This is a genomic window from Actinomyces sp. B33, from assembly GCF_028437565.1.
Lineage (GTDB): Bacteria > Actinomycetota > Actinomycetes > Actinomycetales > Actinomycetaceae > Pauljensenia.
This window is the reverse complement of sequence record NZ_JAMRYR010000002.1, coordinates 155,634-174,446: the sequence shown is the minus strand read 5'-3', so window position 1 is coordinate 174,446 and position 18,813 is coordinate 155,634. Positions and strand designations below refer to the sequence as shown.

Sequence of the window (18,813 nt, the reverse complement as noted above, 5' to 3'; positions counted from 1 at the left end):
TACCGCCAACCCGTCGACCTCACCCCACAAGACTGCCGCGAGCCTCAGCCACAATATGGCAGACACGCCCTAGAGCCGATCCAGGCCCCCAGGAGTATCGGGGAATCGCGGTCGCGGCGCGAGCGCCGGGAGGAACGTCACGAATCAGCCGAACCAAGGCGGCCCATCGGGCTCGACGAGATCGAGCACCGCGCGCGTCTCCTCCACAGTGAACTGGCCGGGCGCAGACGCGGACCCCACCGCGGCGAAGGTCGCCGCAGAGCCCATCGCCGAACCCGCGACACGCGTGAGCGCTCCGAGGGGCCCCATTCCGATGACGATCAGCGGACGGGCAAGCTCCGCGCGCGCCCGCGCCTGAGCGGCGAGCAGGCGGACCGCGTCCTCGGGAGAATTCGCACGGCAGGCGATCTTGAGGACATCCGCTCCGGCTCCGCTCATGCGGGTCAGGGTGGAATGAATCACGCGGTCCGATGGGGTCTCGGAGAAGTCGTGGTGGGAGGAGACGACCACTGCGCCCGCCGCGTGCGCCCGGGCGATCAGCTCCGGCGCCACCTCCCTGTCGATCTCGACATCGACCGCGTCGGCCAGGCGCGCCAGAAGACGCACCAGCCTCGCGTACTCCCCCGCCGCGAGAGCCGCGGCGCCTCCCTCGTCGACGGTGCGGATCGTCGCGAGGACGGGCAGGCGGCTCGCGGACAGTGCGAGGCCCCACGCCTCCTCGACCGCGGCCCGCGGGTCGGCGCCCGAGGGCAGGGCCGCGAGCAGCGGGTCGACGCGCCATTCGACGAGATCGACCGGATGGCCGGGCAGGGCCGCGATCTCGTGCGCGAGCGCTTCGGGCGTCGCCCCCATGATCGGCGCGATGATACGGGTTGGCCCGCCGAGCACGACGGCGCCCCGGGGCGACGAGCCTGTCCCGATCAGCACAGGGCGGGCGGCTCTCCCCTCCCAGGGGAGCGGGCCGGCGTGGGGGTCATCGTCCGGCGGGGCCCCGCAACGGTTCTCAGGGCTCTCGTTCATCTCATCCTCCGTTCGCGCCGTCCTCGGCGAGGTGGAGGTCCGCCCGCTCCGCCTCGGAGAGGAACGGCGAATCGAGCCACCCGTCGGGAAGGTGGGGCGTCTTCTCCCCGCCGGCGCGCCCGCGCGGGCCCCGCGCCGCTGTCGGGAACCCCTGATCGAGGTCGAGGCCGGTGAGGAGTTCATGAAGCTCGTCGAGGGTCGAGACCATGCCGAGGGCATGGCGGGTCGCGCCGCCGACGGAGAATCCTCGCAGATACCAGCCGATGTGCTTGCGCATCTCGCGCATCGCCCGGGACTCGTCCCCCTGGTCGTCGACGGCCCAGCGGGCGTGCGTCTCGATGATCGAGGCGATGCCCCGCAGCCCCGGGTCCTGGAAGGCGGGGCCGTCCATCAGCGTCGAGACGATGTCGGCGAAGAGCCACGGGCGCCCCTGGCATCCGCGGCCGACGACGACCGCGTCGCAGCCCGTCTCCCCCATCATCCGCTGCGCGTCCTCGCCGGAGAACACGTCGCCATTGCCGAGCACCGGGACGGGGACCGCCTCCTTGAGGCGGGCGATCGCCTCCCAGCGGGCGGCGCCCGAATAGTGCTGGGTCTGGGTGCGCGCGTGGAGCGCGACCGCGGCGACGCCCCGGTTGACCGCGGTTCGGGCGGCGTCGAGGTAGGTCACGTGCTCGTCGTCGATGCCGATGCGCATCTTCACCGTCACGGGCACGTCCGCGCCGCGCCTGCGCCCGGCCCGCTCCGAGGCGTCGATGACCGCGCGGACGAGGTCGTCGAAGAGGTCCTTCTTCCACGGCAGCGCCGCTCCCCCGCCCTTGCGGGTCACCTTGGGGACCGGGCACCCGAAGTTGAGGTCGATGTGGTCGGCGAGGTCGCAGTCGACGAGGATCTCCGTCGCCTTCGCCATCGTGTCCGGGTCGACGCCGTACAACTGGACCGAGCGGACCCGCTCCTGCGGGTCGGGGCGGACCATGTCGAGGGTGCGACGGTTCCCCTCGACGAGGGCGCGCGAGGTCACCATCTCCATGACGTACAGTCCCGCGAGCGCGTCGACGCCGCGGATCGGCTCGATCCGACGATCCGGAGAGTCCGGGGACAGTTCGGCGGGCAGCCCCTGCTCGCCGAACTCGCGGCAGAGCCTGCGGAAGGGCGCGTCGGTGACCCCCGCCATGGGGGCCAGGACGACCGGGGACCACAGGCGCAGGGGCCCGACCTCCACGACGGGGGTCGGGCCGGCGGGCGCGCCCGGGGGCTCGGACATTCAGCAGGCCCCGAGCTTGTCGATGAGGTAGGACTTGACCTCGTCGAGCCCGATGCGCTCCTGGCTCATCGTGTCGCGGTCGCGCACGGTGACGGCCCCGTCCGCGAGGGAGTCGAAGTCGTAGGTCACGCAATAGGGGGTGCCGATCTCGTCCTGGCGGCGGTAGCGCCGGCCGACGGCGCCCGCGTCGTCGTACTCGACGTTCCAGATGCCGCGCAGCTCCTGGGCGAGCTCGCGGGCCGGGCCCTGCAGCTCGTCCTTGCGCGACAGGGGGAACACGGCGGCCTTGACGGGCGACAGGCGCGGGTCCAGGCGCAGGACGGTGCGCGTGTCGACGCCGCCCTTGGTGTTGGGGGCCTCGTCCTCGTGGTAGGCCTCGATGAGGAAGGCCATGAGGGAGCGGGTCAGGCCCGCGCTGGGCTCGATGACGTAGGGGGTCCAGCGCTCGCCGGTCGCCTGGTCGTAGTGGTCGAGCTTGGACCCGGAGGCCTCGGAGTGGACGCCGAGGTCGTAGTCGGTGCGGTTGGCGACGCCCTCGAGCTCGCCCCACTCCGATCCCTGGAAGCCGAAGCGGTACTCGATGTCGACGGTGCGCTTGGAGTAGTGGGAGAGCTTCTCGGCCGGGTGCTCGTAGAGGCGCAGGTTGTCCGGGTCGATGCCCAGGCCGACGTACCAGTCGCGCCGGTAGTCGATCCAGTACTGGTGCCATTCCTCGTCGGTGCCGGGGGCGCAGAAGAATTCGAGCTCCATCTGCTCGAACTCGCGGGTGCGGAAGATGAAGTTGCCCGGGGTGATCTCGTTGCGGAAGGACTTGCCGATCTGGCCGATGCCGAACGGCGGCTTCTTGCGCGAGGCGGCGGCGACGTTCGCGTAGTTGATGAAGATGCCCTGGGCGGTCTCGGGGCGCAGGTAGTGCAGGCCGGCCTCGTCGTCGACGGGGCCGAGGTAGGTCTTGAGCAGGCCGGAGAAGGCGCGCGGCTCGGTCCAGCTGCCGGGCTGGCCGGTCACGGGGTCGGGGACCATGTCGAGGGTGACGTCCTCGGGGTCGAGCCCCTTGCGCTGGGCGTAGTCCTCGATGAGCTCGTCGGCGCGGTAGCGCTTGTGGGTGTGGAGGGATTCGACGAGGGGGTCGGTGAAGGCCTTGACGTGACCGGAGGCGACCCAGGTCTCGCGAGGGAGGATGACGGACGAGTCCAGGCCCACGACGTCCTCGCGGGAGCGGACCATGTACTGCCACCATTGCTTCTTGATGTTCTCCTTGAGCTCGACGCCGAGCGGCCCGTAGTCCCAGGCCGATCGGGTGCCGCCGTAGATGTCGCCGCACGGGAAGACGAAGCCTCGCCGCTTGGCGAGGCTGATGACGGAGTCGAGGCGAGAAGGGCCGTGTGCCACTGTGGAGCTCCTTGGGGAATCGCGGCCGCGCCTGGCTGGCGCGGCATCGGTCCCGATGATCCTATCGGACCGCGCCCGGGGGCAGGCGCGCCGTCTTCGCTATCCTGGTCGGTGTCATCGGTTCGGTCCGTCGAGCCGATCGGCCCGGGCCCGTGGGCCGTCGGGCCAGGGCGCGCTCCGCCGGGTCCCGCGCCCGCACGTCCAGGAGGAATGATGCAACGAATGACGAAGCAGCGTCAGGCGGTCTTCGAGGAGCTGACCCGCGTCCCCGATTTCCGCAGCGCCCAGCAGATCTTCGAGGACCTCCACCTCCAGGGGCACCGGGTGGGCCTGGCCACCGTCTACCGCAACCTCCAGACCCTCGCCGAGGACCGGCGGGTCGACGTCCTGCGCTCGACGGAGGGCGAGGCCCTCTACCGGATCTGCGAATCGGACGAGCACCACCACCACCTCGTGTGCCGCGTGTGCGGGCACGCCGAGGAGATCGCCCAGTCGCAGATCGAGTCGTGGGTGTCGGAGATCGCCGCCTCCCACGGGTTCTCCGAGGTCTCGCACTCGATGGACCTGTTCGGCGTGTGCGCGAACTGCTCGGCCTCCCCGCAGTGATCCGGCCTCCGCGTCTGCGCCGGGACTGGAAGCGACAACGCAGGTGAGGCTACCCTGACATCGACGGTCGCGAGCGGATCGACGGGAAGGAGCCGACACCGATGATCCCCGACTGGGCCTCCTCCGGGGCGCCCCTCATCATCTTCCTCTTCTTCGTCGTCCTCCTGCGCGCCCAGGGCACGTACTGGCTCGGCCGCCTCGCGGCCCGCGGGGCCCTGGCCGGGGCCGACAAGAGCGGGGTCCTCGGGCGCCTGGCCTCCTGGTTCACCGGCCCCACGCCCCGCAGGGGCGCGGCCCTCCTGGAGAAGTGGGGGCTCGTCGTCATCCCCCTGTGCTTCCTCACCGTCGGGGTCCAGACCGCCGTCAACGCCGGCGCGGGGGTCGTGCGCATGCGGTGGAGGACCTACACGCTGTGCATGCTCCCCGGATGCGTCCTGTGGGCCCTGATGTACGGCCTCGGGCTGCTGGCCGTGTGGACCGCGGCGATCACCGCGGTCGCGGGCTCCCCCTGGGGGTGGGCGGGGATGGCCCTGGTCGTCGCGCTCGTCTGGTGGAGGGTCGCCTCCAAGCGGCGCGCCCGCCGCGCCCCGGGATCGGAGACGCCCGAGGCCGTCCTCGACGCCCCCGTCCCCGCGCTCGACAGCCGGCGCTGAACGGGCCTCGCCGCCCTCAGCTCCCGTCTCCCCCCGCGCCCGGCCGCGCGACGAGCTCCTCGGCGCCTCCGAAGCGCCTCTCGCGCCCGGCGTACTCCAGGAGGCAGTCCCACAGGGCCTCGCGGTCGAAGGCCGGCCACGGCACGGGGGAGAACATCATCTCCGCGTACGCCATCTGCCACAGGAGGTAGTTCGAGATCCGCTGCTCCCCGGAGGTGCGGATCATCAGGTCGACGTCGGGCAGGTCGGGCAGGTAGAGATGGCGCGCGACGGTCCGCTCGCCCACCCGCGCCGGGTCGAGGCGTCCGGCGGCGGCCTCGGCGGCGATCGAGCGGGCGGCGTCGGCCAGTTCGGCCCGTCCCCCGTAGTTGACGCACATGACGAGGTCGAGGACGCTGTTGCCCCGCGTGCGCTCCTCGGCCCGCTCCAGGGCGCCGATCACGGACTTCCACAGGCGGGGGCGGCGCCCGCTCCAGCGGACGTGGACCCCCCATTCGTCGAGCTGGGCGGTGCGCCGGGCGAGGACGTCGGTCGCATAGCCCATGATGAATCGGACCTCGGCGGGGCTGCGCCGCCAGTTCTCCGTGGAGAAGGTGTAGACGCTCAGATGGCGCACGCCCGCGTCGATGGCGCCGGCGATGGTGTCCATGAGGGCGTACTCGCCGGCCCGGTGCCCCTCGGTGCGGGCCAATCCCCGCTGGTTCGCCCACCGGCCGTTGCCGTCCATGATGAGGGCGACGTGGGCGGGCGCCTCGCCGGGGGCGAATCGGGGGGCGGGGGCCGACCACTGGCCGGGGCCGGCGACGGGGGCGGCGGGGTCGCGGGGCGCCCGGTCCATCGGGGTGGGTCGCGGCTGCGACGGGGCGGGCGTCATCATCGGCTCCTTTCGAGGACCTGGAGGCTGCGCAGGCGCCGCTCCAAGTGCCACTGGGTGTAGGAGGAGATCAGAGAGGCGGCCTCCGGCCGGGCGTAGGTCTCGGAGGCGTCGGCGCACGCCCAGTCCCCCGACAGGAGGTCGCCGAGGAGGGACATGGCGTCGGGCGAGGGCGAGGCGGCGCCGGCGGGGCGGCAGGAGTCGCATACGGCTCCCCCCTCGGGGATGGAGAAGGAGGAGTGGGGGCCGCGGGCCCCGCAGGAGGCGCAGTCGAAGCACGACGGCGCCCAGCCGGCCAGGGCCAGGGCGCGCAGCGTGTAGGAGGTGCGGATCAGCTGAGGGTCGTGGCGGCGTTTCGCCAGGGCGAAGAGGGCGCCGACGAGGAGGAGGTACTGGGAGTGGGAGCCGTCCTCGGGGTCCCCGGTCAGGCGCTCGGCGGTCTCGACGATGACGGTCGCCGTCGTGTACAGCCCGTAGTCGGCGGCGATGGCCTCGCCGTGGGAGGCGATCGTCTCGGCCTGCGTGATGGTGTCGAGGGTCCTGCCCCGGTGGAGCTGGACGTCGACGACGCTGAACGGCTCGAGGCGCGCGCCGAACTTCGAGGAGGTGCGCCGCACTCCCTTGGCGACGGCGCGGACCTGGCCGTGCTCGCTTGTCAGCAGGGTGATGATCCGGTCGGCTTCGCCGAGCTTGTGGGTGCGCAGGACCACGGCCTCGTCCCGGTAGCTCCTCATCACGCAGACGATTGTCCCACCGCGGGGAGCCGACGAGGCCCCGGGGCGTCGGCGGGGCGGACGACGAGAAGCCGACGGGCGCCCCGCGGAGCATCGACGGCTCTGCGGGGCGCCCGCCGGGGGGTGGGGTCTCAGACGTTGGCCGCGCGCACGGAGCGGTAGGCCTCGAGGTCCGTGTAGAGCTCGTCGCGCAGCGGGTTCTTGCGCCCGACGACGATGGCGCGGATCTGGTAGATGGCGACCGCGACGTTGGACGCCAGGGCGATCGCCGAGACGACGAAGAGGGCCGTCGGGTCGTGGGAGGCGTCGACGGCGAACCGCGAGTCGGTGACGAAAGACGGCACCGCCATGGTGAACATCATCCACAGGGCGAGGGTGTGGGCACGGTGCTGGAGCCAGGCGCCCTTCTTGAGGAAGAACGCGGGGATCGTGCACGAGATCAGCAGGGCGGCGCCCGCGTAGAACGAGTGGTCGCCGACGCAGTTGTAGACGTAGGCGAAGTTCCACAGGTCGTAGGCGATGATCCAGAACCAGACCATGTCGGGCCACACCATCGTTTTGGCCGAGTCCTTCGAGATGATGATGCCCGTCCACCCGCAGATCGTCAGGAGGTTGAGCAGCCCCGCGATGCCGTTCATGTAGTTCCACGGGCCCGACACCATGAAGACGCCGTCGACCATGCCGTTGGCGCCCATGGCGCCGACCTCGAAGTCGCGGATGCACGCTTCGAGGATGTTGATCGCGAGGATCGCCGGCGGGAAGGCCAGCGCCCATGTGTTGGTCGACAGCCGGGGAATGTACCTCAGCGCCATGAAGCCGAGGCACCCGGCGAGGGCCGAGTAGACCTTGACCCAGTGGAACCACGTGCCGGTCGAGGAGTCGGGGCCGGCGGTCGTCGGCCACACGAAGATCGTCAGGAGGATCGGCAGGGCGACGAAGATGGCCAGGCCCGCCCACTTCCAGCGGCGGGTGATTTCGTTGCCGATGATGAGGGCGAGGAGGACTCCCAGCCAGGCCAGCCAGGAATACCAGGGGATGGATTCGAAGAGGAACACAGCAGCTCCTTGGACGGGGGGATCGGCGTCGATCCCCGATGGGACGGTGACGTCACCGTACGGGTCCCCTCGCCGCGGCACCATGGACACTCCTCCGGAAGTGTCAAGTTCTCATCCTCCGCGATTCCGGGCCCCACGACCGTTGCCCTATCCTGCTGTCAAGGCAACGGGGAGGCGGTCGGCATGAGGGCGGACGGACGGTCGGACGCGCGCGAGGCTCTCGCGCGGGCCCTGACCGAGGAACTCACCCGCGTCCCCCTCTCGCGCGTCTCCGTGCGGCGCCTGAGCGACCTGGCCGGCGTGAGCCGCCAGGCCTTCTACTACCACTTCGCCAACGTCAACGACCTGACGGTCTGGGTCTTCACCCACGAGATCGCCGACCGCATCCTCGCCCACGCCTCCTACGACCAGTGGTCCGACGGGTTCCTCTCGATGCTCGTGTGGATGCGCGCCCACCCGGACGAGACCTACGCCGTCATCGAGTCGCTGTCCGTCCAGGATTTCGAGATCTTCCTCCACCGCCAGCTGCGCGCGATGATGGAGGTCATCGCCGCCGAGGTCGGCGACGGCCTCGAGCCGGCCGACGACGACCTCTCCTTCGTCATCGACCACTTCACCCTGTCCGTCCTGGGGCACCTGAGCCACTGGCTGGCGACCCGCATGCGCGACGACCCCTATGTGCTCGTCGAGAGGATCGAACGGATCCTCCACGGGCAGGTGCGCCGCTCCCTCGAGCTCTTCGCCGCCTCCCCCACCTCGTCCTGGAGCAGGCCCCCGGCCCCCGCACGCGGGGACTCGCCTAGCGCAGCGCCCGGTTGACCGCCGAGACCACAGCCTTATAGGAGGCGCGCGTGATCGACGAGTCGATGCCGACGCCCCACACGATCTGCCCGTCGACCGCCGCCTCGACGTAGGCCGCGGCCTTGGCGTCGCGCCCCTGGCTCATCGCGTGCTCGGCGTAATCGAGGACCCGCACGTCGAGATCGAACTGGTGGAGGGCGACGACGAACGCGTCGACGGGCCCCGTCCCGTGGGAGACGACCTCGACGCGCTCCCCCGAGTCGACGATGACGGCCCGCAGGTCGACGTCCTCGTCGCCGCGTGTCGTCACCTGGGAGGATGCCAGGGCGAACCGGCCCCAGGGCGTCAGATCGGGAGCCGCACTGGTCGGCAGGTACTCATCTGCGAAGATCGTCCACAGGGTCTGGGCGTTGATCTCACCGCCGTAGGTGTCGGTGTGGCGCTGGACGATGCGGGAGAACTCGACCTGGAGGCGGCGCGGCAGGTCGAGGCTGTGGGCCGTCGACATGAGGTAGGCGACCCCGCCCTTGCCGGACTGGGAGTTGACGCGGACGACCGCCTCGTAGGAGCGCCCCACGTCGTGCGGGTCGATCGGCAGGTAGGGCAGCTCCCACGCGACCGCGTCCTCGTCGCCGCCTGCCGCGTCGACCCGGGCCTTGCGCGCGGCGAACCCCTTCTTGATCGCGTCCTGGTGGGAGCCGGAGAACGACGTGTAGACGAGGTCGCCGACGTAGGGGGCGCGCACGGGCGTGTCCATCTGCGTGCACTGCTCGACGGTGCGCCGGATCGCGTCGACGTCGGACAGGTCGACGCCCGGGTCGACGCCCTGGCTGAACAGGTTGAGGCCGAGGGTGACGAGGTCGACGTTGCCGGTGCGCTCGCCCTGGCCGAGGAGGCAGCCCTCGACGCGGTCGGCGCCCGCCATGATCGCCAGCTCGGCGGCCGCCACCCCGGTCCCCCGGTCGTTATGCGGGTGGACGGACAGGGCGATGTGCTCGCGCCGGGTCAGGTTCCGGGACATGTACTCGATCTGGTCGGCGTAGACGTTGGGGGTGGCCCTCTCGACGGTCGCCGGCAGGTTGAGGATGATCTCGCGGTCCTCGTCGGGCTGCCAGACGTCCATGACGGCCTCGCAGATGTCGAGGGCGAAGTCCGGCTCGGTGTCGACGAAGACCTCCGGCGAGTACTCGAATCCGAACACCGTGTCGTCGCCGAGGCGCTTGTCCGCCTGGGCGATGACCTCGCGGGCGCCGGCCACCGCCAGTTCGAGGGTCTGCGCGCGGTCATTGCCGAAGACGACGTCGCGGAAGACGGGCGCGGTCGCGTTGTACAGGTGGACGGTGGCCCGGGGGAGGCCGACGAGGGCCTCGACGGTGCGCTCGATGATCTCGGGGCGCGACTGGGTGAGGACGGAGACGGTGACGTCGTCGGGGACCGCCGCGTCGTCGACGAGGGAGCGGACGAAGTCGAAGTCGGCCTGCGAGGCCGCGGGGAAGCCGATCTCGATCTCCGTGTAGCCCAGTCGCACGAGAAGGTCGAACATCCGGCGCTTGCGCGCGGGATCCATCGGCTCGATGAGGGCCTGGTTGCCGTCGCGCAGGTCGGTGGACATCCACCGGGGTGCGCGGACGATCCTGCGGTCGGGCCACATCCGGTCCGTCAGGGGGACGGGATTGACGTCGAGAAAAGAACGGTACTTGCCGATCGGCATGCCGTATCCGGCGGGGGCGGGGACGCGGGCGGTGGTCTTCATCATGCTCCGTTGCTGCGGGGACGGTCTGGGAGGGGACCGGAGGGCGTGTCGGCCGCGGCGAGTTTCCGGCCCGTCAGGCCTCGCCGCGGCACCCAAGGAGGAGGAGCATGTCGTCGCGCATGCCCCCAAGGGTAGGAGGAGGGTCCGCGGGGCGCGGGAGGCGACACCATGTGGACGCCGCCGTCGGCGCCCGGTCCCCGCGCGGGCCGGTGAAAGGGCGCACTGTCCAAGGACCTTGTCTCGTCGAACCGCCGTCCCCGCGCGAACGGGACATCGGGCAACGAAACCGTCTCCAAAAAGGTCGCCGAACCGCCGTCCCCGCGCGAACGGGACGCCTCGGGCCCGCCCGGCGCTTGCCCACGGCGGCGGGCGCAGCTCCCGCGCGAGCCGGTGGGCGGCGCGGCCGCCCCGGCCCGGCCCATCGCCGGCGTCGTCCCCGCGCAGGTCGACAGGGGCGTCGCGGTTCACGGGGCCGGATCGATGTGGAATGATGTGGGACCAAGGTCCGATGCCCGGTCGCATCGGATCCGACCACGATCACCGCCGCGTCCATGGAGGCCGCCATGCTCCTCACCGTTCCCCTCGGTGCCCACGCCCTCGTCCCGATACAGTCCTTCACTCCCTCGACGTCGGCCGTCGGCGGATCGGTCGGGCTGACCGCGGCCGTAGGCATCCTCCCCCTCCTCGTGTTCTTCACGCTCATGGGAGTCTTCAAGGTCGCGACCCACTGGTGCGCGCTGATCTCGTGCGCCGCGGCTGCCGTCCTCGCGGTCGTCGCCTTCCACATGCCCGTGGGGCTGACGCTCCTGTCAGGGACCCAGGGCCTGGCGATGGGTTTCGTCCCGATCATCTACATCATCATCGCGGCCGTGTGGCTCTACAACCTCACCGAAACCTCCGGGCGCAGCGCGGACCTCAAAGCGGTGTTCAACACCATCGGTAAGGGCGATCAGCGCGCTCAGGCGCTCATCATCGCCTTCTCCTTCTGCGGCCTCCTCGAAGGCCTCGCCGGCTTCGGCGCCCCCGTGGCCATCGCCGCCGCGATGCTCCTGACCGTCGGCGTCCCCAAGATGAAGGCCGCCGTCGCCACGATCGTCGGCAACGCGATCAACGTCGGCTTCGGGGCCATGTCGATCCCGATCATCACGGCCGCCCGCCTGGGCGGGTCCGAGCCGGCATCCGTCGCCCAGAACATGGGGCACCTGACGTGGATCATCGCCTCGACGATCCCCCTCCTTCTCCTCCTCATCCTCGACGGCCGCCGAGGCGTCGCCCAGCTGTGGCCCCTCGCCCTCGTCGCCGGAGCGGCCACAGCCGCCGGGCACTTCTTCACGCCGTTCCTGTCCTTCGAGCTGACCGCGGTCGTCGCCTCCCTCCTGGGGCTCGCGGCCTCCTACCTGTTCCTCCTCGTGTGGACGCCGACGATCCCCGAGGAGTACCGCACCCAGGTGCTCGACGAGGACCGGCCCGACCGCGGGCGCGTCCTCCTGGCCCTCGCCCCGTACATCCTCGTCGTCGTCATCATCGGGGTGACGAAGCTGTGGACGATCGGCGTCGACCTGCGCCAGGCGCTGGCCGCCACCGACGTGCCGATCCCGTGGCCGGGCCTGTACGGGCACCTCCTGGGCGCCGACGGCGCCGCCTCCGGGTCGGCCGTGTACACGCTGCAAACCCTGTCGAACCCGGGGACGTGGATCTTCGTCACCGCCGCGATCATCGCCGTCCTGTACGGGACGAGGTCGTCGGGCGGTCGCTATCGGGTCACGGTCGGGCAGATGTTCGCCGTCCTGCCCAAGACGATCTACTCGCTGCGCCTGTCGATCCTGACGATCGCGACCGTCATGGCCCTCGCCTACATCATGAATTTCTCCGGGCAGACGAGCGCCGTGGGGGCCGCGTTGGCCTCGACCGGCACCGCGTTCGCCTTCCTCTCGCCGATCCTCGGGTGGATCGGGACGGCCGTCGCCGGCTCGGCGACGAGCGCCGGCGCCCTGTTCGCCAACCTCCAGTCCACGGCGGCCGCCGGCGCCGGCCTCGACCCGAGGATCCTCCTGGCGGCCAACACCATCGGTGGGGGCCTGGGCAAGATCGTCTCCCCCCAGAACCTGGCGATCGCCGCGACCGCCGTCGACGCGCCGGGATCGGACGCGCAGATCCTCAAGAAGGCCGCCCCCTACTCGCTCGGGCTCCTCCTCGTCCTGTGCTCCCTCGTCTTCGCCGCCTCGCAGGGGTGGTTCGGGGCCTATATGCCGGTGTGAGGCCGGGTCCCGGCGCCCGCCCGCATGGAAAAACTATGCGCGGCCGTTGTGTAATCCGACGACGGCGGGGGCCAACGGGGCCGGGACCCAAGACCCATCCCCGATTCCTCGCAGCACCGGGAAACGCTGCTATTCCGGCGTTTATGAGGATTCGTCGAAACTTCGGGCCCGCAGCCGTTCACGGGACCTCCGGCCCAGCCCTACTCTCGGAGGCGTTCGCCCGCCCGACGAGGGGCGGGCCCGTGAAAGGAAAACCCGTGCGCATCGCCCTGTTCGCGACGTGTCTGGCCGACACGATGTTCCCCCAGGCCGCCCAGGCCACCGTCTCCGTCCTCGAACGCCTCGGGCACGAGGTCGTCTTCCCCGAGGGGCAGACGTGCTGCGGCCAGATGCACGCCAACACCGGCTACTTCGAGCAGGCCGCCTCCATCGCCCGCAACCACGTGAGGACCTTCGAGCCCGTCCTCGACCGCGAATGGGACGCGATCGTCGTGCCCTCCGGGTCGTGCACCGGCGCCGCCCGCCACGAACAGGAGCTCGTCGCCGACCACGTCGGGGACCGCGATCTGGCCGCCCGGGCCTCGCAGATCGCCGCCCACACCTACGACCTGTCCGAGCTGCTCACCGACGTCCTCGGCCTGGAGGACGTCGGCGCCTACTTCCCCCACACCGTCACCTACCACCCGACATGCCACTCGATGAGGATCGCCCGCGTCGGCGACCGGCCCTACCGCCTCCTCAGGGCCGTCGAGGGGCTGACCCTCCTCGACCTGCCCGACGCCGAGGTGTGCTGCGGCTTCGGCGGCACATTCTCGCTGAAGAACGCGGACACCTCGACGGCGATGCTCGCCGACAAGGTCTCGAACATCATCTCCACGCGCGCCGAGGTCCTGTGCACCGGCGACTACTCGTGCCTCATGCACATCGGCGGCGGCCTGTCGCGGCTGCGGTCGGGAGTGCGCATCATGCACCTGGCCGAGATCCTCGCCTCGACGAAGGAATCCCCCTTCCTCGCCAATATCTCCTTCGCCCCCGCTCACGCACAGGTGGTGACCCGATGACCCCGACGTTCCTCGGTATGCCCTCCCCCGCCGCCCCCCAGACCCCGCACACCGGCGGCTGGCGGACCACCGTCGAGATCCCCGAGAACACGCTGCGCTGGGGGACGACGTTCCCCCAGGGCGCCCGCAAGACCCTGGCGAACACGCAGATGCGCCGCAACCTGGGCCACGCGACCCGGACGATCCGCGCCAAGCGCCAGATGCGCGTCGACGAGATGCCCGACTGGCAGGAGCTGCGCGACGCCGCCGAGGCCGTCAAGTTCGAGACCGCCTCGCGCCTGCCCGAGCTCCTCGAGCAGTTCGAGGCCAACGTCACCGCCCGCGGGGGCGTCGTCCACTGGGCGCGCAACGCCGCCGAGGCCAACCGGATCATCGGCGACATCATCGCCTCCAAGGGCGTCGACGAGGTCGTCAAGGTCAAGTCGATGGCCACCCAGGAGACGAACCTCAACGAGTACCTCAAGACCCGGGGGATCACGGCCCACGAGACCGACCTCGCCGAGATGATCGTCCAGCTCGCCGACGACATGCCCAGCCACATCGTCGTCCCCGCGATCCACCGCAACCGCTCCGAGGTCCGAGGCATCTTCCTCGACCGCATGGACGACGCCCCCGAGGACCTGTCCGACGACCCCCAGGAGCTCACCGCCGCGGCCCGCGCCCACCTGCGCCGCAAGTTCCTCCACACCAAGGTCGCCGTGTCCGGCACGAACATGGGAATCGCCGAGACGGGCACCGTGTCCGTCTACGAGTCCGAGGGCAACGGCCGCATGTGCCTGACGCTGCCCGACACGCTCATCACCCTCATGGGCATCGAGAAGATCGTCCCGCGCTTCCAGGACGTCGAGATCTTCTCCCAGCTCCTGCCCCGGTCGGCCACCGGCGAGCGGATGAACCCCTACACGTCGATGTGGACGGGCGTCACCCCCGGCGACGGCCCCCAGGAGTTCCACCTGGTCCTCATGGACAACGGACGGACGAAGACCCTGGCCGACCCGGTGGGCCGCCAGGCCCTGGCCTGCATCCGCTGCGGGTCGTGCATGAACATCTGCCCCGTGTACCAGCACACGTCGGGCCACGCCTACGGGTCGATCTACCCGGGGCCGATCGGCGCGATCCTCACCCCCCAGCTCACCCAGGGCCTGGCCGAGGACGACCCGGTCCACACCCTGCCCTTCGCCTCGTCCCTGTGCGGGGCGTGCGCCGACGTGTGCCCCGTCAAGATCGACATCCCGTCGATCCTCATCGAGTTGAGGGCCCGCAGCGTCGACGTCAAGCGGACGGTGCTGCCCGACGCCTGGGACATCGGGATGCACGCGTCGGCCCCGGTGATGTCCAACGACAAGCTGTGGCGCGTCGCCACCGAGGCCGCCAAGGCGATGAGGCTCCTGGGCGCGAAGAAGGGGCGCATCGGGGCCCTGCCGTTCCCCGCCTCCCTGTGGACCGGCGCCCGCGACCTCCCCGTCCCCCCGAAGGAGACGTTCCGCCAGTGGTGGAAGAGGACGCACCCGGATTCCGACGCCTCGGCGGCCCGCACAGACGCCCCCGCCCGGGGGGTGCCCCTGGCGAGCTCGCGAGGAATGACCGACCTGACGAACGACGAGGAGGCCCAGCGATGACGATGGATGCGAAGACGGCGATCCTCGCCCGCGCGCGCGACGCGATCTCCCGGTCCCAGCAGGGCCGGCCCGTGGGCGACATCCCCCGCGGATACACGCGCAGGGGGGAGTTCGGGCCAGGCTCCGACGAGGCGGTGGCCGCGATGGTCGAGGCCCTGGAGGACTACGGCGCCGAGGTCGTCCTGGCCGCCGACGAGGCGGGGGTCGCCGATGCCGTCGACTCGATGCTCGCGGGGCTGACGAGCGTCGTCGTCCCCGATGGGCTCCCCGACGCCTACAAGGAGGCCGCGGGCCGTTCGGGCCGGCGGGTCCGGGAGGACTCGCGCACCGCCCCCGTGCCGACCCTCGACCTGGACGGCGTCGACGCGGTCGTCACCTGCTCTCGCGTCGGCGTGTCCCTGTCGGGCACGATCGTCCTCGACGGCGAGCCGGACCAGGGGCGCCGCGCGATCTCCCTGGTGCCGGACACGCACGTCGTCGTCCTCGACCGGTCGATGATCGTCGAGACGGTCCCCGAGGCCGTCGCGATCCTCGGCGAGCACCCGACCCGCCCGACCACGTGGATCGCGGGCCCGTCGGCGACCAGCGACATCGAGCTCGTGCGCGTCAACGGCGTCCACGGGCCGCGCACCCTCCGGGTCGTCATCGCCGGCTGAGGCCGCGAGCGGGAGAGCGGGGCGGGGCCGATGGCCCCGCCCCGCTCCCGTGTCACGAGGTCAGGAGCTCGGGGGCGGCGGTTCAGTAGACGTAGGGGTCGTCCGGCTCGTCGATGGGGACGACGGACTCGGCGCGGACGAGGACCGTCCCGTCGACGGGCGCGGGCTCGTCGGCGGTGAACGTCCCCGACAGGCGCACCCAGTCCCCCGGCTGGAGCCGGTTGCGCCACCCGGGGTCGCGCACGGGCACTCCGACGGGGATCGCGTCGAGGGCGCAGCAGGTGATGGCGAATCTGGCCACCCAGTACGTGTCCTCATCGAGGGAGTCGGTGACCATGACGAATCCGTCGACGTCGAGGTCGCGGCCGTCGAGGTCCCGGGGGTCGGTCGAGGCGGACACGTCCGACCAGTCGCGCACGGTGGGCCGCTCGGGCAGGGTCTCCAGGGTGGTCGGCTCGCGCGCCGGCGCCAGGGGGGCGGCGGCGCCGACGGGGGCGCGGCGCGCCGCCGACGAGGCGCTGAGGGACGCCGCGGGGACGAGGCCCAGGGCGCAGGTCATCGCGATGACGAGGAGGGCCGAGCCGCCGGCGGCCAGCCTCCCCCGCGCGCCCGGGGTGGCGGCGCCGTGGTCCTCGTGGTCGTCGCCGGCGCGCAGGGCGAGGGCGCCGATCGACCCGATGAGGCCGATGGCGGCCATGAGGGCCGACAGGAGGACGTGGCGGGGGTGGACGTAGAGGACCAGCCGCCCGGTGGCGGCGTAGCAGAGGATCACGCACGAGGCGACGAGGGCGGCCAGGAGGCTGAGGGTCGAGCGCTTCATCGGGTCATCACCAGGTTGACGACGAGCCCGAGGAGCAGGCTGGCCCCCGCCGCGCCGATGGCGGTGCAGGCGACGACGCGGGTGGTGAAGGTCGTGCGCAGCAGGGCGAGCATCTTGATGTCGATCATCGCGCCGAACACGAGGAAGGAGACGATCCCCCCGGGCAGGAAGGCCGATCCGAGGGCGAGGATGAAGAAGGCGTCGACGGTCGAGCACACGGACACGACGAAGGCCAGGACCATCCCGGCGATCACGGAGGCCACCGGGGAGGAGCCCAGGTCCGTCAGCGCATCGCGGCCCACGCAGACCTGGATGAGCCCGGCGACGAGGCTCCCCCCGGCTAGGGCCGGCACGAGCGCGGGGATCTCGCGGGAGAAGAACGTCAGGGCCCGTCTCCAGGCGCCGGCCCCCGCGGGGTGCGCCCCGTCGACTGCGACGAGCGGGGCCGGGAGCCCGTCGACGGCCCCGATCCGCGGGGCCGTCCCCCCATCGGCGGGCGCGGCCGGGGGCGGGGGCGCTCCCCACCGGGCGACGAGGGCCGCGACGACGTGGGCGACGGCGAACCCGCCGATGACCCGGATCAGGAGGATCGGGCTGGTCCACCCGAACGCCTGCGCGGTCGTCAGGATCGTCACCGGGGCGATGAGGGGGGCGGCGAGCGTGAAGGCGATGACGTCGGGGACCGGCAGCCCCCGGGCGAGGAGGCCACGGGCGAGCGGGACGTTGCCGCATTCGCACACGGGGATCACGGCGCCGAGGACTGACACGGCCAGGCGGCGCAGCCACGGGCGGGCGTCGATGAGGGGCCGGACGAGGGAGTCGTCGGCCCAGGCGCGCAGGAGGGCCGACAGGGCGACGCCGAGGACGACGAAGGGGAAGGCCTCGAGGAACACGCTCGTCGACAGGGTGACGACGTCGCGCGCTCTCTCCCACGGGAGGGGCTCGAGCTCGCCGGTCGCCAGGCGGACGACGACGACGAGGGCCGCCACCGCGATCCACAGGGCGAGGCGGGCCCCCGTCCGCTCCCGCGGGGGGGCCGTCCGGTCGGCACGGTGGCGCGAGGCGGCGGGGGCCATCAGAATCCCAGTCGTCCGAGCATCTTCGGATCCGACTGCCAGTCCTTGGCGGTGCGCACGTGCAGGTCGAGGAAGATCCGCCGTCCGAGGAGCTCCTCGATGCGGGGGCGCGCGTCGGTGCCGATCTGCTTGAGGCGGGACCCGCGCTTGCCGATGATGATGGCCTTCTGGGAGTCGCGCTCGACGTAGACGTTGACGTGGACGTCGAGGAGGGGCTCGCGGTCGTCGCCGTCGCGGCGGGGCCTCTCGATGATCTCCTCGACTTGGACGGCCAGCGAGTGCGGCAACTCGTCGCGCACCCCCTCGAGGGCCGCTTCGCGGATGAACTCGGCGATGAGGGTGTCGCGCGACTCGTCGGTGACGTCGCCGTCGGGGTACAGGGGCGGGGACGGGGGGACGTGATCGACGAGGACCCGCGTCAGGGTGTCGATGCCGCGCCCCTCGACGGAGCTGACGGGAACGATGGCCGCGAAGTCGCCCATCTCGTCGATGGCCAGAAGGTGCTTCATCAGGCGGTCGCGGGTCACGAGGTCGCATTTGGTGGCGACGGCCACCACGGGGCGGCGCACGTCGCGCAGCTCGCGGGCGATGAAGCGGTCCCCCGGGCCGATCCTCTGGTCGGCCGGCAGGCACAGGACGACGCAGTCGACCTCGGCGAGGGCCTCGCGGACCATGTCGTTGAGGCGCTTGCCCAGGAGCGTGCGGGGACGGTGGTAGCCGGGGGTGTCGACGAGGACGAGCTGGGAGTCCGGGGCGTGGACGATGCCGCGGATGTTGTGGCGGGTCGTCTCCGGCCGCGTCGAGGTGATGGCGATCTTGCGGCCGACGAGGGCGTTCGTCAGCGTCGACTTGCCGACGTTGGGCCGTCCGACGATGGAGACGAATCCGGCGCGGAACCCCTCCGGGTAGTCGGGGGCGACGAGGGCGGCGCCGGCGTCGGCGTCCTCGCGCAGGGCGCGCAGGTCGGTCAGGCGCTCGAAGGCGTCGAGGTCCGCGTCGTCGGCGTCGTCGAGGCCGTCGGCCCCGTCCTCGTCCATCCCCGCGCCGTCCGGCCCGTCGGCGGGAGCGGGGCCGGGGACGGGCCCCTCCTCGTCGGCGTCGACCTGCGGCGGGGCGTCGCCGAAGGCGTTCGGCCCGGACATCAGCTCCTCGTCGGAGGGGAAGCGCACGA

At 71.6% G+C, this 18,813-nt stretch carries 17 protein-coding genes; 7 read left to right on the top strand and 10 right to left on the bottom strand.

What is annotated here, in order from left to right; all coding sequences use genetic code 11:
• Positions 1 to 144: 144 nt before the first annotated feature.
• From aroD to M3T53_RS03250, 3 genes are read right to left on the bottom strand one after another with little or no spacing between them, the layout of a single operon-like run.
• Complete coding sequence (gene aroD, locus M3T53_RS03260; protein WP_272433025.1) at positions 145 to 1,020, bottom strand: type I 3-dehydroquinate dehydratase; 876 nt, start codon at positions 1,018 to 1,020, stop codon at positions 145 to 147.
• Between the two features lies 1 nt (position 1,021).
• Positions 1,022 to 2,284: a tRNA dihydrouridine synthase DusB gene (gene dusB, locus M3T53_RS03255; RefSeq protein ID WP_272433024.1), complete on the bottom strand. Its 1,263-nt coding sequence runs from the start codon at positions 2,282 to 2,284 to the stop codon at positions 1,022 to 1,024.
• The gene (locus tag M3T53_RS03250) at positions 2,285 to 3,676 is read right to left on the bottom strand and encodes a glycine--tRNA ligase (protein ID WP_272433023.1); all 1,392 of its coding nucleotides are present in this window, start codon (positions 3,674 to 3,676) and stop codon (positions 2,285 to 2,287) included.
• 213 nt (positions 3,677 to 3,889) lie between these two features.
• Between M3T53_RS03250 and M3T53_RS03245 the strand changes: the two genes are divergently transcribed.
• Both M3T53_RS03245 and M3T53_RS03240 read left to right on the top strand, forming a co-directional pair.
• Complete coding sequence (locus M3T53_RS03245; protein ID WP_272433298.1) at positions 3,890 to 4,282, top strand: Fur family transcriptional regulator; 393 nt, start codon at positions 3,890 to 3,892, stop codon at positions 4,280 to 4,282.
• Between the two features lie 101 nt (positions 4,283 to 4,383).
• Entirely contained in the window at positions 4,384 to 4,935 is a 552-nt protein-coding gene (locus tag M3T53_RS03240) for a DedA family protein (RefSeq protein ID WP_272433022.1), read from the top strand.
• Positions 4,936 to 4,951: 16 nt separating this feature from the next.
• Here the strand turns inward: M3T53_RS03240 and M3T53_RS03235 are convergent, their stop codons facing one another.
• The 3 genes from M3T53_RS03235 to M3T53_RS03225 all read right to left on the bottom strand — a co-directional run bounded on the left by M3T53_RS03235 (position 4,952) and on the right by M3T53_RS03225 (position 7,598).
• Complete coding sequence (locus M3T53_RS03235; protein ID WP_272433021.1) at positions 4,952 to 5,812, bottom strand: isoprenyl transferase; 861 nt, start codon at positions 5,810 to 5,812, stop codon at positions 4,952 to 4,954.
• Positions 5,809 to 6,543, bottom strand: a complete 735-nt coding sequence (gene recO, locus M3T53_RS03230) for a DNA repair protein RecO (RefSeq protein ID WP_272433020.1) — start codon at positions 6,541 to 6,543, stop codon at positions 5,809 to 5,811. The genes M3T53_RS03235 and recO overlap by 4 nt, the downstream gene beginning before the upstream one ends.
• Before the next feature lie 131 nt (positions 6,544 to 6,674).
• Positions 6,675 to 7,598: a DUF5692 family protein gene (locus M3T53_RS03225; RefSeq protein ID WP_272433019.1), complete on the bottom strand. Its 924-nt coding sequence runs from the start codon at positions 7,596 to 7,598 to the stop codon at positions 6,675 to 6,677.
• A 183-nt stretch (positions 7,599 to 7,781) separates the two neighbouring features.
• Here M3T53_RS03225 and M3T53_RS03220 point away from each other — a divergent pair, with 183 nt between their 5' ends.
• Positions 7,782 to 8,417, top strand: coding sequence for a TetR/AcrR family transcriptional regulator (locus tag M3T53_RS03220; protein ID WP_272433017.1), 636 nt, complete (start codon positions 7,782 to 7,784; stop codon positions 8,415 to 8,417).
• On the opposite strand, the gene leuA is transcribed toward M3T53_RS03220, so the two are convergent.
• Positions 8,398 to 10,152: a 2-isopropylmalate synthase gene (gene leuA / locus M3T53_RS03215; protein WP_272433297.1), complete on the bottom strand. Its 1,755-nt coding sequence runs from the start codon at positions 10,150 to 10,152 to the stop codon at positions 8,398 to 8,400. The genes M3T53_RS03220 and leuA overlap by 20 nt on opposite strands.
• Positions 10,153 to 10,703: 551 nt before the next feature.
• Between leuA and M3T53_RS03210 the strand changes: the two genes are divergently transcribed.
• The 4 genes from M3T53_RS03210 to M3T53_RS03195 all read left to right on the top strand — a co-directional run bounded on the left by M3T53_RS03210 (position 10,704) and on the right by M3T53_RS03195 (position 15,746).
• A complete protein-coding gene (locus tag M3T53_RS03210) occupies positions 10,704 to 12,410 on the top strand; it encodes an L-lactate permease (protein ID WP_272433016.1) in 1,707 nt (568 codons plus the stop codon).
• 257 nt (positions 12,411 to 12,667) lie between these two features.
• Positions 12,668 to 13,471, top strand: coding sequence for a (Fe-S)-binding protein (locus tag M3T53_RS03205; RefSeq protein ID WP_272433015.1), 804 nt, complete (start codon positions 12,668 to 12,670; stop codon positions 13,469 to 13,471).
• Positions 13,468 to 15,090: a LutB/LldF family L-lactate oxidation iron-sulfur protein gene (locus M3T53_RS03200; protein WP_272433014.1), complete on the top strand. Its 1,623-nt coding sequence runs from the start codon at positions 13,468 to 13,470 to the stop codon at positions 15,088 to 15,090. The genes M3T53_RS03205 and M3T53_RS03200 overlap by 4 nt, the downstream gene beginning before the upstream one ends.
• Before the next feature lie 2 nt (positions 15,091 to 15,092).
• Positions 15,093 to 15,746 (top strand): LutC/YkgG family protein, encoded by a 654-nt coding sequence (locus M3T53_RS03195; protein ID WP_272433295.1) that lies wholly within the window; start codon positions 15,093 to 15,095, stop codon positions 15,744 to 15,746.
• An 82-nt stretch (positions 15,747 to 15,828) separates the two neighbouring features.
• On the opposite strand, the gene M3T53_RS03190 is transcribed toward M3T53_RS03195, so the two are convergent.
• The 3 genes from M3T53_RS03190 to era are packed head-to-tail and all read right to left on the bottom strand — an operon-like array spanning position 15,829 to position 18,811.
• Complete coding sequence (locus M3T53_RS03190; RefSeq protein WP_272433013.1) at positions 15,829 to 16,566, bottom strand: TIGR03943 family putative permease subunit; 738 nt, start codon at positions 16,564 to 16,566, stop codon at positions 15,829 to 15,831.
• Entirely contained in the window at positions 16,563 to 17,642 is a 1,080-nt protein-coding gene (locus M3T53_RS03185; protein WP_272433012.1) for a permease, read from the bottom strand. Before M3T53_RS03185 ends, M3T53_RS03190 begins: the two co-directional genes overlap by 4 nt.
• A complete protein-coding gene (gene era, locus M3T53_RS03180) occupies positions 17,642 to 18,811 on the bottom strand; it encodes a GTPase Era (RefSeq protein WP_272433011.1) in 1,170 nt (389 codons plus the stop codon). Before era ends, M3T53_RS03185 begins: the two co-directional genes overlap by 1 nt.
• Positions 18,812 to 18,813: the final 2 nt, after the last annotated feature.